Raw genomic sequence first — 16,583 nt, 5'->3', positions numbered from 1 at the left:
TAGTTTCTTTTTAAACACCTTTTTTTATAAATAAATTCTATGTTTCTATGTGTTAAATAAAAGCATGAATTACACTCAACGGACTATTTATTTAGCCAAGAAAAAGGCTAGTAAATCTTTTTGTACTTGTGCTGTATTTTCTTGTACCAACCAATGCCCAGAACCAGCAATTTTAGATTCAGAGACATTTTCTGCTACTAGTTTAGAATGATCTTTAAGAAAAGCAGCTGCAAAATATTCTCCACCCATTGCTAACAAAGGCATTTTTAGTTTTTTCTTCATGAAAATAACATTGTCTTTTCCATCTTGATCAAAAGCACCAAACCATTTAAATGCAGCTGTCGTGCCACCTTCTACAGCGTAAGCTCTAATAAATTCTGTCGTTTCTTCTGGAGTAAAAGGATCTTTTACATGTCCAACAACAGGCCAGAAATTAGTCAAGAATTCTTTTTCTTTTCCTTTCACAATATCACCAGAAGCTGGCCATCCGAAGAAACCAAACCACCAAGCTGACGCTTTTACACTAGACCAAACGGGTTCAACTCCAGGCAAAAGTGCATCCATTAGTGCCACTTTGTTCACGCTATCGCCGTATTGTGCTGCATACGCATAAGCAACCATTAATCCGATATCATGTCCAGCCAGATTAATTTTTTTATAGCCGAGCTGATTCACTAATTCATGAATATCTGACGCCATTGTTTTTTTGTCATAACCGCTTTCTGGTTTATCAGATTCGCCAACACCTCTTAAATCTGGTGCTATTACGGTAAAATGTTTAGAAAGTTCTGGTAATAAACGGTTCCACATATACCAGTTTTGACCAAAACCGTGAACTAAAACTAACGGATCGCCTTTTCCGCCAATAACATAATGAATTTTAATTCCGTTTACAGTTGCTGTTTCATGCTTAAAATTGGCTGGCGGATTTGCAGGCGCTGCTTGAGCCGTTTCGGTAGTTTCGGCAGGTTTTGTTTCTGTAGCAGGAGTTTCTTCTGCTTTTTTATTACAAGAAATAAAAGTCAATATTAAAAGTCCCAAAGCCAAAATAAGGGAGGTTTTACTTTTAAAGTGTAAAAAAGTGTTGTTTAATAGATTCGTTTTCATAATTAAAATTTTGAATGGTTAATGATTAATTGGTTATTATAAAAATTTTACGAAGGCAATTTTGAAATCCAATCTTCTATATAAACTGCGATTTCTTGCCAACCCGGCTGATTCAAAACAAAATGATTTCTATCACTAAAAACCTTAAAATCTGTAATTGAATTTTTGTCGGTGTATTTTTTGTAGTTGGAATAATTTAAAGATTCAGGAATCGTATGATCTGTTGATCCTGCAATAAGCAGCAAAGGTTTATGAGGCGCATGGAAATCTACCTTTGCCGCAGAAGTTATCGTATCTCGCACAATCAATTTAGATTCTGGAATTGCCGATTCGTAATAGGCTTTTTCCTGCCATTCTTCGGGCATTCCGTTTGTAAAAGCGTATTGCCATTGACTAAAACTCATCATAAATGTTGTCTTAGTCGAAGTAAAAAAGCCAAGAGGTCCCCAACCGGCCTTTAAAAAAGAAAATTTGAAAGTCATAATTCCTTGCGGAGGAACAGAATGTATGGCAATTGCAGAAGAAGCTAAATTGCGTTGCAGCAAGATTTGCGCTATAAGTCCGCCGATAGAATGCCCAATAATAATTGGTTTTTCGGGCAATTTTTTGGCAATATTTTCAAAATGTTCAATTAATTGTGTCAAGCGCAATCCAGCAATCTGCGGATCCGGATGACGTTTGCGAAGCACTTCAGCAGGTGCATCTTTGTAAGGCCAAGCAGGAGCAAGAGTTTTAAAGCATTTATTCTCAAAAAAGACTTTCCACTCATCCCAACATTTATTGCTGACAAAAGCGCCAGTAATAAAAAGTATTGTAGTAGGGGTTTCAGTTAGCATAAGACATTGTTTTAATGTTATGCCAAACTATATTCTAAAACCGAACCTTTTATTTAAGTTATTGATTTTTAATTAATTGCAATTTAAAACTATTGTTTTTACCAACCGTATTTCGTTGTAAAACGAAAAAAAGACAACTTTATATCGTTGATTTATATTTCAGATTTTTGATTTTAGATTTTAGATTTTAGATTGACGCAACTGTGAGAATAATCTAAAATCTAAAATCTGCAATCTAAAATTATTAAAAATGGCTTCTCTTAATTCCTAGTTTCTGCATTCTCGAAGCTAGAGTAGTAGGGGGAAGTCCTAAAATTTCGGATGCTCCACCAACACCTCTTATTCTGCCATTGCATTTTTCTAAAACATTGATAATATGTTCTCTTTCGTTTTCCTGAATCGTTTTGAAGAACCATTCATTTGATTTATTATTTAATTGGTTTTCCTCAAAAGCTGGCAACGGAATATGCTCGATGGTGTCTGTTTTTGCTAAAAGAATACTTCTTTCAATAAGATTTTCGAGTTCGCGAATATTTCCAGGCCAATGATACGATAAAAGACTTTTTAATGCATCTTCAGCTATTTCGGTTACATTTTTTCCCGTTTTACAACTATAGACCGAGATAAAATGACGTGCTAATAAACCAATATCTTCTTTACGTTCTCTTAAAGGCGGCAACTGAATAGGAAAAACATTCAATCTATAATATAAATCGAGTCGGAAACGGCCTTCTGCAACTTCTTTTTCGAGTTTACAGTTGGTTGCCGCAATAATTCTCACATTTACCTTTATCGGCAAGTTTCCGCCGACGCGCTCAATTTCTTTTTCTTGAATGGCACGAAGCAGTTTAGCTTGCATTTCGAGAGGCATATCGCCAATTTCATCTAGAAATAAAGTGCCATTATTGGCTTGTTCAAATTTGCCAATTCGTTTTTCTGTAGCGCCTGTAAATGAGCCTTTTTCATGACCAAATAACTCAGATTCGATAAGGCTTGGAGGCAAAGCAGAACAGTTAATTTTTACAAACGGCTGATTTTTGCGATCTGATAATTGCTGAATGCTATTGGCAATACTTTCTTTTCCTGTGCCACTTTCTCCAGTAATCAAAACAGTAGTGTCGGCAGGAGCAACTTGCAAAATATGATCGAATAATTTTAGCAATGCTGGACTTTTTCCAACAATCGATTCAAAACCAGAAACTTTGACATTTTTTCCTTTATTAGAATTGACACTAGAACTCGTTTTTTGATCTAATTTTTTATCAGCATTTACCAAATTTTCGATAGCATAAATCAAAGGTTCCTGAAGCCTTTCGCATAATGTTAGATGATTTTTATTGTAATTATCTGATTGTCTGCTAAAAAAAGACAAATACAAACCGCCATTTTCATGAAATGTAAATGGAACAGGAAGCATCAGATTGGATTTCATATTCATTGAATTCGCAATCATCTTTTTGATTGGCGTTTTGTCACAAATTCTGATAAATGCCTGATCATTATAAAATGTAGCTTCAGTTTCTACGGTGCTTTTATTTCTTAATTCATTGATTTCAGATTCTTTTAAATCCGTAATATTTTGCAATTCCTCGATTCCAATTTTTTGATATTCATGCAAACCCGTTCTTGCGTAGCCTAAAACTTGGTTCGTTAATTTATTATCCATATAAAAAACTGCCATAACAAGATCAAAAGAAATGAGAGATTGTAGCGATGTAATGATATTAAGTACTCTATCATCCCAAGAACCGCTTTTTTTAACTATTGCTTTAAGCTGTTTCTGAAAGAGAAGTTCCTTTCGTATCGAAGATTCAATTCCATGTTCTTGGTGATATTTCGCAATTTCTATAGTAACCAATAAATCCTGTTCCCTAAAAGGCTTCACTAAAAAGCCATACGGATGCGTTAATTTTGCTTTATTAAGCACTTGTTCGTTTGAATTTGCAGAAAGATAAATAAAAGGAATATTGTCTTCTTTTAATATTTCGGCAAGGTCAATACCGGTTTCTTTTCCCGAAAGGAAAATATCTAGCAAAACCAATTCAGGTCTTTCTTGTGCAATATAATATTTGGCATCTTGTACCGAACGCGCCATTCCGGTTACAGTATGTCCTGCTTTTTTAAGCATTAGACGTAAGTGATTTGCTTCAACAAATTGATCTTCAACAATAAGAATTTTTAAAGATTTTGACATTTTATGCAATTAAATTAATTGAGATTATTTTCGATGAAAGTAAATTCCAAAGTTATTTTGGTGCCATTTACATTCGTAATTAAAAACTTTCCTTCTATATCGGCAGATAAGCCATGCATTAATTTTATACCTAATGAAGGATTGTTATAAGGATCAAAATCGGGCGGAAGTCCCACGCCATTATCATGAATAATTAATTTATATTTTTGATCGTTTGAGGCTTTAAGTGAAATATTGATAATTCCTTTTGCGTGATTTGGAAAAGCATATTTTATAGCATTCGTAACAGCTTCATTAAAAATAAGCCCAATCGGAATTGAATGTGACAAAGGAAGATGGAACGGATCTATGTCTAAAATAAACCGAATCCTGTTTCTAATTTCGAAAGAATCTTTTAGATATTCGGTCAATTCGAAAATGTAAGACGGCATATCAATAATCGATAAGTTTTCCGATTGATATAATTTCTGATGAATCAAAGACATGGCCTGAATCCTGTTCTGACTATTATTAATGGCTTGAACGGCTTCTTCATTCTTTAAAAATTCAACTTGACTTGCCAATAATCCCACAACCATATGAAGATTGTTTTTAACTCTATGATGAATTTCTTTTAAAAGCCATTCTTTTTCAATAACCAGATTTTGCAACGTTGTGTTCTTTTTATTGATTTCATTTTGCTGTGTTTCAAGCATCTTATTGGTTTTCTTTTTAAATCTATAGCTTTTGTAAAGCAAACCAAGAATAATTAATAAAAGCACCACAAAAGTGATCATCGAATTTCTCAAAAACACCTCATTTTTAAGTTTGATTTGCTGTAAAAAAGTCTTGTTTTTAAGCTTAATAATATCTTTACTTCTTTTTTCTGCTTCATAGATAATATGTAGTCTTGAGGAAATTGGCAAAATAGCTTCTTCGTCAAGATGTGCCGCTCTGTAATAAAAAAGCGCTTTTTTAAGATAAGTAAGCGAACTTTCAAAATCGGATTGCGAAAAATACAGTTCGCTAATTTGGCTGTAACAATCGCCAACTCTTTGATTATTTTTTACTTTTTCAAATAAGGCCGCGGCTTTAAAAATGGGAGAAAATCGTTCGGCTAGCGGCGCATGTGTACGCATTTTTGCAGACCAGACCATTACCCAAGATTCTGCCAAATCATTTATTTGATCGGTATTTGTGAATGCTGCAATTGCTTTCTTGGCACAGACTTCGATCATTTTGTCATTACTTTTCAGTTGATAAACCATGGAGAGCTGTAAATAGCATTTTCCGATGTAAATACTAGAATGCAGTTTTTGGCTAATTCTAAGTGCATCCTGAGCGTACAAATAGGCTTTTTCTAACGTTTTGGGATTGTCATACGAGATTTCATACCAGTCACTTACCTTAAGAAGAACTTTTACTTTATTAATGTTTTGTGGTAATCTAGCCAGCAACGGTTCTACATCTTTAACCTGTTGGTCGGTATAAGGAGCGTCTTGAATGATATTTTTTTTTGGAGCTGAAAGACTTTTTTCTGCGGTTTCAATCTGATTTTTATTTTTTAAAATAACCCATGCATTTCCATCTCCAATTGTAAATAATACAAGGAGAAACAAAATTACTTTTATTTGTTTAGAGAACATTTTTGGTCTTATTAAACTGGCTATACGAAGGTATTGATAATTATGTATTTAACTTTAAAATAAAACAAATTTGATTGGCAACGATATATCGTTGGTATATTTTATTCTTCAAAATATACCAAAAATGCTAACCTATTGAGATTAGCATCGTTAGGGTATATTTTTTATAATTTATAAGGCTTCATACCAACTTAAAATATAGTCTGCAACACCTTCCCAACCTGGTTCTCCACAGATAAAATGACTTTTACCATCGAATATTTTTAAATCTACACGCCCAGCATTGTCTCTGTATTTGCGAGCAATAATTTGTGTCAAGCTAGGAGGAAAGATATGGTCATTACCGCCACCGACAAAAAGAATGGGCTGATGTGGTTTTTTAAAATTAATGTTCGAAAAAGAATTTAAAACCAACTCTCTGCTCACTTTATAACTTTCTGGAACTGCATATTTCTCAAAAGCAATTTTTCGTTGCGTTTCAGGAATGGTATTAAAAAAAGCATAATCATACCATTCGCGGCTTCCCATAAAATATTTTTTAGAAGAAAAGAAACCAAAAGCGGGCAATACTGTTTTTAAAGTTTGAAACGGCGGAAAAACATTTTTGGGCGGTGCACCGTCAATGCTAACTCCTGCGGCAGCTTTTCCTAATTCAACTAATTTTAAAGTGGCCATACCAGCCATCGAATGTCCAATTACCAAAGGCTTTTCGGGCAATGAATCTATTAATCTGCTAATGTTATTTACAACATCTATAAAACCAGTTTTAGTTAGATCTGGATGAACTTTTGTTCTCAATTCAGCAGGATTTCCTCCGTGTCCGGGATTTGCAGGCGTATAAACCGTATAGCCTTTTTTTTCATAGTGCTCTTTCCATTCTGCCCAAGTATTATCGTTTACAAAGTTTCCGTGGATAAGCACAATATTTTTTGATTTTGACATGATTTTTTTATTTGATTAAACTTAGAATTTCTCTGAAAATTTCTCGTCTGGAGTCTTTTACAAGTTCATAAAGACACATTTCGAGAGTTGTTAATCCAGCTCCTTTGTTTTGAAGCTTTTGCAAAGCAATTTCAATACTTTCTTTTGCTCGAGAAGAAACACAATCTGTGACAATTTCTACTTCAAAATTGTTTTCTAAAAGTCCCATAGCAGTTTGATAGACACAAATATGTGCTTCAATTCCGCAGACTAGCCATTGCTTTTTGTTAGATTCTAAAACCGATTTTTGGAAAGTTTCATTTTCAAAAGCATTAAAACTATATTTTTCAATGGGTTTCTGATGTATTAATAACTTTTCTAATTCTGGAATCGTGCTTCCAAGCCCTTTCGGATTTTGTTCAGCCCAGATTATCGGAATCGAAAGTATTTGACAGCCACGAATCAGTTTTTCTAGATTTACGGCTAATTTCTCGCTTTCGTTTACAATCTTCGCTAGCTTGCCCTGAACATCGATCAGAATTAATCCGGTGGTTTCTTGTTTGAGCATAAATTGTTGTTGTTTAATGAATTAAGTAAATTTAAGAAATGATTTAATGTCTTTAACATCTTCATTTTAAATCCTTTATAAATTCATTAGTAGATAACAGCTTATGTCCATAATTTGGGAAATTGGTTTCTACAGTTGCTTTAATTTCCTCCCAATTAAAAGCGCCAATTCCATCTTTTATCAACGTTACATGATAGCCTAATTCTACGCCATATCGCGCTGTCGAATCGATACAAGTATTGGCTCTCATTCCTGCTAAAACAATATGAGTGATGCCATGCTGTTTTAAAAGAAAATCAAGATCGGTATTTGCAAAACCACTGGCTGTCCAATGGTTTTGCGCAATTAAATCTTCTTGCTGCGGTTGAAGATCAGGATGAAATTCGCCTCCCCAGCTATCTTTTTCAAAAAGAGATAAGTTGAAACTTCCTTGATGTGAAGGCGATAAAAACTTCCAATTTAGATAATCTCCTTTTTGTGTTTTTCTGTGCGGAGCGTAAATAATCTGGATTTTATTTTTTCTGCATTCTGAAACCAGTTTTATTAAATTGGGAATAACATTATTTTCAATAACTGTCTGTTTTGTCGTTTCCCATAATTTGCCTCCTTCAGAAAGAAAATCATTAAAAGGATCAATTAAAATTAAAGCCGTTTTATTAGATAAATGAGATTCCATAAGACTTTGAATTAGCGTTTATTTCAGGTATTTTTTGAGTTCGGCTGCAGCCTGAAGAAATAAAGCTTTGGTTTGCGGAATTTCAGCAAGACCATTTAACAAACCAAAATCATGAATCACATCATTATAGCGAACCGTTGTAACCACAACTCCCGCATCACTCAATTTTCGTCCGTAGGCTTCTCCTTCGTCTCTTAAAATATCATTTTCAGCGACTTGAATTAAAGTTGGAGGCAAACCTTTTAATTGACTTAAACTGGCTTGCAATGGCGAAGCATAAATTTCTTTTCTTTTTGAAGGATCGACATATTGATTCCACATCCATTGCATTAAAGTATCGGTAAGAAAGCGCTGTTTTCCATATTGTTTATACGATTCTGTTTCAAAATTGGCATCGGTTACTGGCCAAAAAAGAATTTGAACTTTGTATAACGGCGTTCCTTTTTCTTTCGCCATTAATGCGCTTGCAGTGGCTAAATTTCCCCCAGCACTGTTGCCTACAATTCCTAATTTGCTTCCGTCAACATTGATTTCGTTTCCGTGTGCTGCAATCCATTTCGCGGCAGCGTAAACTTCATTTACGGGCTGTGGATATTTAGTTTCTGGCGCCAAAGAGTAATTGACAAAAATACCAACATAACCAGTTAGAACCGTTAGATCGCGAACCATTCTTTTGTGTGTTGGATAATCTCCTAAAACCCAACCACCGCCGTGAATAAACATAAAAACAGGAAGTTTTCCTTTTGCGCCAGCGGGACGTACAATATTGAGTTTGATTTTATAGCCATCGGCAGTAATTTCTTTTTCTGATTCTTCGATTCCAGATAAATCTACTTTAAAAGCATTTTGCGCGCCTACCAACACATTTCGGGCATCTGGAACAGGAAGAGATTCTAAAGGTGCGCCTCCAGCATTTAAAGGTTTTAAAAAAGCTTTTACTGCTGGCGTTAAATGAGGATCTGAAGCATAATCTGTTTGGGCATAACTTTTCATAGTCATATTGGTTAAAATTATGTATGGAATTACTATCATTTTTAAAAAGCTTGATATTTTCATGATTTTAAAACTTAGATTAATTTTTATTTTACAGAATAAGGCAATGAAAGATTACCGCTGGCAACGGTGTAGACTTTATAAACGCCAAGCATTGGTTTAGAACCCTCAGAATCATGAGAACCGCCAGCGCCCGTGCTAACTTCCATATAGCAGCTTACCGCGTCAAATTTGAAATTGGTTTTATTGTTAATTCTAAAATTGGGTACAATTACTTTTATAGAATTTCCTTTAGCAACAATATTAAAACCTGGACTATCCATATACATTGCCATTCCTGGATTTGTTGGTGGGAGAACTACATTTGGGTCTCCTTTTGTAAATTCTCTAACCGAAAGTCCGCCTGCAACACGTTTGTCTTCTACTAATAAAACCCAATGCGCATGCCAAACTAGACCGTCATTAAGATAATTTCCGTCTAGATTTTCATCCCAAAGTGGGGTGTCTTCAAAGTCAGGATGTGAGGTAAGGGCAAGCGCCACAATCCCTTCGGCTTGACCGAAACCAATATCAGAAGATTTTAGAGTAGTCGGAAAAACATAAGCTAAAACTGGTGCGCCGTTTAATTGACCAACTGGTATAGGCATTGTTTTTCCTGCGGTTCCTTCTACTTTAATATCCCAAACGGTAATGCCTAAATCTGCTTTGTGAGTAATTGTAGCCGATTTAATTTTAAAATCGTCATTGTTGTAAGTTCCGCATTTGTCGCAGGCTTTTGCAGTACTATAATTTACAAATAGAATGATTAATAGCAATATTGACTTTTTCATAATAAATGGTTTTTGAAAGTTAATTTGCTTTAGAAAACCAATTTATATGCCATGCCAATAAAATGCCTATTCATAGCGATTTAGTGCTTTTTTAGAAGAATAAAAGCGCTATATTTCGCTAAACAGATTTAGATTCGTGAGATTTCGCTATAAAAAAAACAGGTTTTATTATTGTTTTATTTTCGTTTTTCAATGATTGGAAATTCTTTTGAAAACTCAATTTTAAGAATAGTTCCGTTTTTATTTTCCATAGAAAAATTAGCATCCAAATCATCACTCAAACCTCTTATTAAACTTAATCCGAAAGAATTGATTTTTTTGGAACTGATGTTAGCATCAAAACCAATTCCGTTATCAGCAATTGTTAAAAGATATTTATCTTCAGAAGTTGATTCAAGCGTAATATAAATCATTCCGGTTCGATCTTCTGGAAAAGCATATTTGATTGAATTAGTGATAGATTCATTCAAAATTAATCCAAGCGGAACGGCTTGCGCAACATCCAGTTCTAAGGGATCAATTTTTAGCTCAAAACGAATTCTTTGTCCTAACGAAAATGATTCACGTAGATATTCGACCAATTCCCTAATATAATTCGGCATATTGATTGTCGAAATATTTTCAGAATTATATAATTTCTGATGAATCAGCGACATAGAATGAATACGATGCTGGCTGTTTTTAATTGCAGAAAGCGCCATATCATTTTCCAAATAAGCCGATTGCGAATTTAAAAGACTTATTACGGTTTGCAGATTGTTTTTTACACGATGATGAATTTCTTTCAAAAGCCATTCCTTCTCATCCAATAAATGTCTTAAATTGATGTTTTTTTGGTTGATTTCTTTTTCTTTAAGTTCTAATTCAGCATTGTTTTTTTGTTTTAATCTGTATCGGTTGTACAATAAACCGATTATTAAAACCAATAAAACCAAACTCCAAATCGAAAGCGTATTTAACAATCTTGATTTTTTTAATGCATTTTCCTGTAAATTAGTTTCTTGATTTAAAAGTTTGATTTTCTGTTCTTTATTTACCGTTTCGTATTGAATTCTTAGCTCTTCAATTTGTTTGTTTTTGGCATAATCCAAAAGCGAATCGCTAAATTTCTTATAGATTTTATGATTAATTAAAGCAGATTTAAAATTAGCATTTGCAGAATCTAATTTATATAGCGACATATAAAGCGCTTCAGAAGCATACTTTTTATTATATTTCTTTGATACAGATTCTATTTTGTCTACATAAAATTGAGTCTTTTTATAATCAGCTCGATTGGCATAAAACAGTGCGATAGAAGAGTAGCTATTACAAACATCTCGATGTGTTTGAGGCGAATCTAAAGCATCTGCAGCTTCAGCAGTTTTTTTAAAATATTTTTCGGCAGTGCCATAATTTTTAATTCTCGCATAACAATTGGCATAGGCAAAATTGACCAGCATTTTGTCAAAGTTATTCGGAGGGGAATATTTGCTTGTTACCGTATTCATATATTCTATTGCCTCTTTATTTTTTCCTTTCATAGAAAGAGAAGCTGCTGCTGTTACAAAACTTTTGTACCAACTACCGCTATTATAAACATTTTGACCATATTGAATACTTTTTTCGGCCATTTTTCTAGCTTCATCATAATGTCCCATATTTAAATAAAGCAATCCCAACCTCATATAAAAAATATCTGCAAATGTGTAGTCTTTGGTGTTTTCCATCGTTTCTACGCTTTTTAAAGCATAATAGAGCGCACTTTTGATATTAAACTGAACCGCTTCAATGTATGAAATAGTAGTTTCTCCAAATTGCTGTTGTCTGAAACCAATTTTTCGCATTGCAGCAATATTCTGATACAGGATTTTCTTAGCGTCGTTAATTTTTCCGTGCCAGAAATAAATGGTGCAGATTTTCATTTTTGCCTCAATTACCTTTTCTGGAATACCTAAATCTTCGTATAAAGTTTGGGCTTCTTTCAAGATTTTTTCTTTTTCAGGATCTAAATCGTACTGATAAGTTGCTTGATTAAGTAAAGCGTAGGCAAGAGCAGCTTTGTCACCTTGTTTTCTGCATTGTGTTACAACTTGCAAAAAGCAGTTTTTACTTTCTGGATATTTATTAATTTGAAAATAGAATTTGCCTAAAAGCATTAAACTTTCATGCTGCCATTTAATGTTTTTTAATTCCTTGCTAATTTTGTCGGCCTCAGTAATATAAAAATGCGCTTTTTTTAAATCATCAGGTTTGGCAAAAGATTTAAATAAATATAAGTTTCCTAATTGAAAGGCTAATTTTAGTTTGTTTTCACCTTTAGATTTGGCAAAAAGCTGTTCGGCAGCTTCGATATTTCCTTTTTCGATTAAATCACTTCCAATAAGAAATTTTCTGTCATTGTAACCTTCATCATAAGCCAATAATACAGGAAGCTTATATGCCTTGCACGTTAAAACTACAGAACTGTCGGCATCAATTGATCCTTGATTAGAATTGTATAAATAAGCAGAGCAAGTATGGATAAGTAAACGCTTCTTTTTTAAATCATAGTTTGCTGTTGCTGGATGATTTTGTGCACCAGAATTAATTAAAAAAAAGAAAATCAAACAAAATGAATAAAATATCCTCATAGTATATTCAATTATATTTTTAGTAAGTTTTTAATTAACAAATATATACACAAACAATTTTATCTCAATGAGAAATTAATATGAAAATTAATATTAAATGTGAATTTAATTTATCTATTTTTGGAATTCATTTAATTTAATTGTGATAATTAACTATTTTTGTTTCAATTAATTAAGTGCAAGATAAGATAAATTTTACTCACTTATGAAAAACTCAGCCGATAACGGATATGAAGCTGTTACTTCAGTTTTGAAAAAACGAATTTTAATTGTAGAAGATCAATTTATTGAGGCACACGATTTACAGTTAATTCTCGAAAAAGCTAACTATGAAGTAACAGGAATTGCGCGTTCGGTTGAGCAGGCTTTAGAGCAAATTGAAATAGAAAAACCTGACCTTGTTTTTTTGGATATTATGTTGAAAGGAAGCCGAAACGGAATCGAATTGGCACATTTTCTAAAAGAAAAAAATATCGGTTTTATATTTATTTCTGCCAATTCGAGCAAAAGTATTTTAGATCAGGCGAAAACGACACATCCATACGGATTTATCGTAAAACCGTTTCGAGATCAAGATGTTTTAACTACTTTAGAAATAGCGTTTTATCGTCAGCAATATAGTTTAGAATCGCAGTTAAAACAGCAATTTCAACTACAGAAAGAAATTACAGAAATTGTAAATTCAAACTTAAAGCGAGAAGAAGCTTTATTGGCTTTCGCTAAAATTATCCAAACCTATATTCCGTTTGATTATCTCGAAGCTGGTTTTGCCACTTCGACTCATTATGACAAACTGGGAATTATCCGAAAAAATATCGATTTATATCAGATTATCGATTTGAAAAAGCTTTCTCAAATTTCGGAAGTTTCTGAAAAAGAGATCAATGAAACTTACAGAAAATCTAAGATTGATAAAAATCCGATTATTTACAGCGAGGAATCTTTAATTAATAACTTTCAAGAAGCGCCCATAAAAGCGTTGATTTCTCATAATTTCGGAATCAAATCGTATTTGGTTTTTCCAATTTCTATAGCCACGATTCAGAGCTATCATTTTACTTTCTACAATAGAAATCTGAATATTTATACCCAAGAAAATTTAAAATTGTTGAGTTCTATCGAGCCAGTTTTTTCTCAATTCATCAATAAAATTTATTCCAAACAAAATATCGATTTGCCTTTGGAAAAAACAGAAAGTAAAAAAACAAAAGAAGCAAATGTTTCTGAAGGTTTTGAAGGAATTATTGGCAATAGCTCTCAAATGATTTCGGTTTTCAATTATATTCGAAAAGTCGCGCCTTCAGATACTTCTGTTTTGGTTTTAGGCGAAAGCGGAACTGGAAAAGAAAAAATTGCGCAAAGCATTCATGCCTTATCACCAAGAAAAGATAAACCCTTAGTTATTATTAATTGCGGTGCGATTCCAGAAAATCTTGCAGAATCGCTGCTTTTTGGTCATGAGAAAGGTGCTTTTACAGGCGCGATGGACAGAAGAATCGGTAAGTTTGAATTGGCAGATGGCGGAACTATTTTTTTGGATGAAATAGGAGAGATGTCTTTAGAACTTCAGGTAAAACTGCTTCGGGTTTTGCAGGAAAGAGAAATTGAACGCGTTGGTGGAATGTCTTCCATAAAAATTGATGTTAGAATTATCGCAGCCACCAATAAAAATCTAGAAGAAGAAGTCGCTGCAGGAAGATTCAGAATGGACTTGTATTATCGTTTGCACGTTTTTCCAATCATGGTTCCTTCTTTGAAAAAACGAAAAGAAGATATTCCAGATTTGGCGAATCATTTTATAAAAATATACAGTGAAAAAATGGGCAGAAAAGCGCCTAATCTTTCCGATTTTGTGTTGCAGCAAATTATGAATTATAATTGGCCAGGAAACATCAGAGAACTCGAACATGTAATGCAACGTGCTATTTTGCTAACAGATGGAAATACTATTAAAGATATCGAACTTTCTATGTCTTCAAAAATGCATCCAGAACAAAGTGCAGAACCTTTTTCTATAAAAACCATTTTAGAAAACGAAAGAGATTATATTCTGTACATTCTAAAAAAATGCAATGGAAAAATTTCTGGAGCAGGCGGTGCAGCAGAGATTTTAGATATTCATCCGTCGACATTAAATTCTAAGATTAAAAAACTGGAAATTAAAAGAGAAATTAGTTAAGAAAGTTTCTCTAGACAGGTTGATATAAATTCAGCAATGCATTCCCAATTCTGCTGTTTCAAAACCAAATGATTACTGTCTTTAAATTCTTTATAACAAGTAATAGAATGAATGTTTTTGTATTTTTTGAAATTGGAATATTGAATAAAAGCTGGAACAAATTGATCTTCTGAACCTGATAAAAATAAAATTGGAGCATGTTTTTTCTTAAAATTGATTTTAGCAGCGACAGAAAAAATATCGTAAAAAACGAATTGAGATTCTGGAATTACTAAGTTCTCATAAGTTGCTTTTTGTTCTTCAAAACACATTTGGTTGACGAAGTATTTTTGCCATTTTTTAAACGGCAATAAATAAGTTTTTTTTCTAGAATGAAATAAATCTAAAACACTCCAAATCTTTCTATAAAAGGGAAAATTGAAATAAATTAAATTACTTGGCGGAATCGAATGTAAACAAATTCCAGCCGAACCCAAATCTTTTTGAAGTAATAATTGAGTCAAAAGACCTCCGTAAGAATGTCCGATAAGAATAGGTTTTTCGGGAAGTTTTTCGATAATTTCTGTATAATAATCCAACAAATCGTTTAGTCGAATTGTGGCTATTTTAGAAGAATTGCTCTGACGCAATATTTCTGCTGTTTCGTTTTTGTAAGGCCAAGGTGGCGCAACCGTTTTATAACCTTTGCTTTCAAAAAAAACAATCCATTCTTCCCAGCAAGAATGATTGACAAATGCCCCCGTAATAAACATAATCGTCTTTTTATTAGATAAATACATACTATTTCATCTTTAAGATTATTTTTCAGAAAAGCGGAAGTGGTTTGCATAATAAAAACAAAAGGAATGCCTTTTTTGTAAAGTATTGATTATAAAAGCATTCTTGCAGTTTATGATTTTGAAGTTATTAAATATCGTTAAAAACTGATTTTAATTATTGAAATATCATCATTCAGAATAGAGTTAATGATTGTAAATGCCTTGTTTTTAAGTGTTTTTCGATTTGGTTTAATCTTTGCCAATCTCAAACAAAGAATTAATAAAACTCCAACCTTTAAATTATAATTATGAAAAAAATTTATGATGCAGAGACACGTTTTGCCGATGTAGGCGATCGTAAAATTGCTTATCGTTCTTACGGAAAAGGGAAAGCAGTATTTTTTGTGAACCGTTTTAGAGGAACTCTAGATACTTGGGATCCTTTATTTATAGCATTGATGGCAAAAAAGTTCAATGTTATCGTATTTGATTATTCTGGAATTGGTTCTTCTACAGGAAGTTTGGCGCCAGATTTAACTGTTGTTGCTAAGGACATTAAAGATTTGGCAGATGTTTTAAAAATAGATTCTCTTGTAGTTTTAGGCTGGTCTTATGGCGGATTGGTGGCGCAGGCTGCAACCTTGTTGTATCCAAATTTAGTAACGCATGCTGTTTTAGTTGGAACAAATCCGCCGGGGCAAAATGAAATTCCGATAGAACAAGCTTTTTTTGATGCCGCTTTGAAACCGTTAAACGATTTTGAAGATGAAATTGTTTTGTTTTTCGAACCGAAATCAGAATCCAGTAAATTGGCTGCAAAAGCTTCACACGACAGAATTCATAAAAAAATTGATGTTTCAAAAATTCCTTCAACGATGGATGTATTTCAATTGTATTTTGGCGGAGGAGATGGCTTTAGAGAAGATGTTTTGAATTTTAGAGAACAGATTAAAAAGACCAAAACACCAATTTTAATTATTTGTGGTGATCATGATATTAGTTTTGCTGTCGAAAATTGGTATACATTTTTCAATCAAATGACTAATGCACAAATAGTTGTTTATTCTGGAACTGGGCATGCACCACAACATCAATTTCCGGAACAAACCTCAAAACAGATTATCAATTTTATAAAGTACACATAATAGCATTTTAGCATTTTTATCGCGCATAGTAATTTTCTAAAATTAATTATGTGTTAAAAGGAATAGTGTCAGCAGCTATTCCTTTTTTTTATGAAAAATTTTTTATGAATTCATATTTCATTTTTAAACATAATGATAT

The 16,583-nt window shown here is 33.1% G+C and carries 13 protein-coding genes; 2 read left to right on the top strand and 11 right to left on the bottom strand.

Going from position 1 to position 16,583, the window contains the following annotated elements:
* Positions 1–87 precede the first annotated feature (87 nt).
* The 10 genes from HNP35_RS13440 to HNP35_RS13395 all read right to left on the bottom strand — a co-directional run bounded on the left by HNP35_RS13440 (position 88) and on the right by HNP35_RS13395 (position 12,362).
* The gene (locus HNP35_RS13440; protein WP_184162809.1) at positions 88–1,107 is read right to left on the bottom strand and encodes an alpha/beta fold hydrolase; all 1,020 of its coding nucleotides are present in this window, start codon (positions 1,105–1,107) and stop codon (positions 88–90) included.
* 47 nt (positions 1,108–1,154) lie between these two features.
* Positions 1,155–1,943: an alpha/beta fold hydrolase gene (locus HNP35_RS13435; RefSeq protein ID WP_184162806.1), complete on the bottom strand. Its 789-nt coding sequence runs from the start codon at positions 1,941–1,943 to the stop codon at positions 1,155–1,157.
* Between the two features lie 244 nt (positions 1,944–2,187).
* Positions 2,188–4,137, bottom strand: a complete 1,950-nt coding sequence (locus HNP35_RS13430) for a sigma 54-interacting response regulator (protein ID WP_184162803.1) — start codon at positions 4,135–4,137, stop codon at positions 2,188–2,190.
* A gap of 14 nt (positions 4,138–4,151) precedes the next feature.
* Positions 4,152–5,762, bottom strand: a complete 1,611-nt coding sequence (locus HNP35_RS13425; protein WP_184162802.1) for a sensor histidine kinase — start codon at positions 5,760–5,762, stop codon at positions 4,152–4,154.
* A gap of 171 nt (positions 5,763–5,933) precedes the next feature.
* A complete protein-coding gene (locus HNP35_RS13420; RefSeq protein ID WP_184162799.1) occupies positions 5,934–6,704 on the bottom strand; it encodes an alpha/beta hydrolase in 771 nt (256 codons plus the stop codon).
* Positions 6,705–6,711: 7 nt separating this feature from the next.
* Positions 6,712–7,251, bottom strand: coding sequence for a hydrolase (locus HNP35_RS13415; protein WP_184162796.1), 540 nt, complete (start codon positions 7,249–7,251; stop codon positions 6,712–6,714).
* Between the two features lie 61 nt (positions 7,252–7,312).
* Entirely contained in the window at positions 7,313–7,927 is a 615-nt protein-coding gene (locus HNP35_RS13410; protein ID WP_184162793.1) for an isochorismatase family cysteine hydrolase, read from the bottom strand.
* 18 nt (positions 7,928–7,945) lie between these two features.
* Positions 7,946–8,983, bottom strand: coding sequence for an alpha/beta hydrolase (locus HNP35_RS13405; RefSeq protein ID WP_221433455.1), 1,038 nt, complete (start codon positions 8,981–8,983; stop codon positions 7,946–7,948).
* A gap of 23 nt (positions 8,984–9,006) precedes the next feature.
* Positions 9,007–9,750, bottom strand: coding sequence for a hypothetical protein (locus tag HNP35_RS13400; RefSeq protein WP_184162790.1), 744 nt, complete (start codon positions 9,748–9,750; stop codon positions 9,007–9,009).
* A 176-nt stretch (positions 9,751–9,926) separates the two neighbouring features.
* Entirely contained in the window at positions 9,927–12,362 is a 2,436-nt protein-coding gene (locus HNP35_RS13395) for a sensor histidine kinase (protein ID WP_184162787.1), read from the bottom strand.
* Between the two features lie 205 nt (positions 12,363–12,567).
* Here HNP35_RS13395 and HNP35_RS13390 point away from each other — a divergent pair, with 205 nt between their 5' ends.
* Positions 12,568–14,541: a sigma 54-interacting transcriptional regulator gene (locus HNP35_RS13390; protein WP_221433454.1), complete on the top strand. Its 1,974-nt coding sequence runs from the start codon at positions 12,568–12,570 to the stop codon at positions 14,539–14,541.
* Here HNP35_RS13390 and HNP35_RS13385 read toward each other — a convergent pair.
* A complete protein-coding gene (locus HNP35_RS13385) occupies positions 14,538–15,320 on the bottom strand; it encodes an alpha/beta fold hydrolase (protein ID WP_246453520.1) in 783 nt (260 codons plus the stop codon). The genes HNP35_RS13390 and HNP35_RS13385 overlap by 4 nt on opposite strands.
* A 287-nt stretch (positions 15,321–15,607) precedes the next feature.
* Between HNP35_RS13385 and HNP35_RS13380 the strand changes: the two genes are divergently transcribed.
* Positions 15,608–16,444, top strand: a complete 837-nt coding sequence (locus tag HNP35_RS13380; protein WP_184162784.1) for an alpha/beta fold hydrolase — start codon at positions 15,608–15,610, stop codon at positions 16,442–16,444.
* Positions 16,445–16,583: the final 139 nt, after the last annotated feature.

The organism is Flavobacterium notoginsengisoli, assembly GCF_014207905.1.
Classification (GTDB): Bacteria; Bacteroidota; Bacteroidia; order Flavobacteriales; family Flavobacteriaceae; genus Flavobacterium; species Flavobacterium notoginsengisoli_A.
Note: the sequence above shows the minus strand (reverse complement) of the source record. Positions and strands in the feature narration are given on the sequence as shown.

Coding starts and splice junctions, on each gene's coding strand:
- HNP35_RS13440 (WP_184162809.1), bottom strand. CDS start 1,107: ATGAAAACGAATCTATTAAACAACACTTTTTTACACTTTAAAAGTAAA.
- HNP35_RS13395 (WP_184162787.1), bottom strand. CDS start 12,362: ATGAGGATATTTTATTCATTTTGTTTGATTTTCTTTTTTTTAATTAAT.
- HNP35_RS13415 (WP_184162796.1), bottom strand. CDS start 7,251: ATGCTCAAACAAGAAACCACCGGATTAATTCTGATCGATGTTCAGGGC.
- HNP35_RS13405 (WP_221433455.1), bottom strand. CDS start 8,983: ATGAAAATATCAAGCTTTTTAAAAATGATAGTAATTCCATACATAATT.
- HNP35_RS13420 (WP_184162799.1), bottom strand. CDS start 6,704: ATGTCAAAATCAAAAAATATTGTGCTTATCCACGGAAACTTTGTAAAC.
- HNP35_RS13425 (WP_184162802.1), bottom strand. CDS start 5,762: ATGTTCTCTAAACAAATAAAAGTAATTTTGTTTCTCCTTGTATTATTT.
- HNP35_RS13400 (WP_184162790.1), bottom strand. CDS start 9,750: ATGAAAAAGTCAATATTGCTATTAATCATTCTATTTGTAAATTATAGT.
- HNP35_RS13435 (WP_184162806.1), bottom strand. CDS start 1,943: ATGCTAACTGAAACCCCTACTACAATACTTTTTATTACTGGCGCTTTT.
- HNP35_RS13380 (WP_184162784.1), top strand. CDS start 15,608: ATGAAAAAAATTTATGATGCAGAGACACGTTTTGCCGATGTAGGCGAT.
- HNP35_RS13410 (WP_184162793.1), bottom strand. CDS start 7,927: ATGGAATCTCATTTATCTAATAAAACGGCTTTAATTTTAATTGATCCT.
- HNP35_RS13430 (WP_184162803.1), bottom strand. CDS start 4,137: ATGTCAAAATCTTTAAAAATTCTTATTGTTGAAGATCAATTTGTTGAA.
- HNP35_RS13390 (WP_221433454.1), top strand. CDS start 12,568: ATGAAAAACTCAGCCGATAACGGATATGAAGCTGTTACTTCAGTTTTG.
- HNP35_RS13385 (WP_246453520.1), bottom strand. CDS start 15,320: ATGTATTTATCTAATAAAAAGACGATTATGTTTATTACGGGGGCATTT.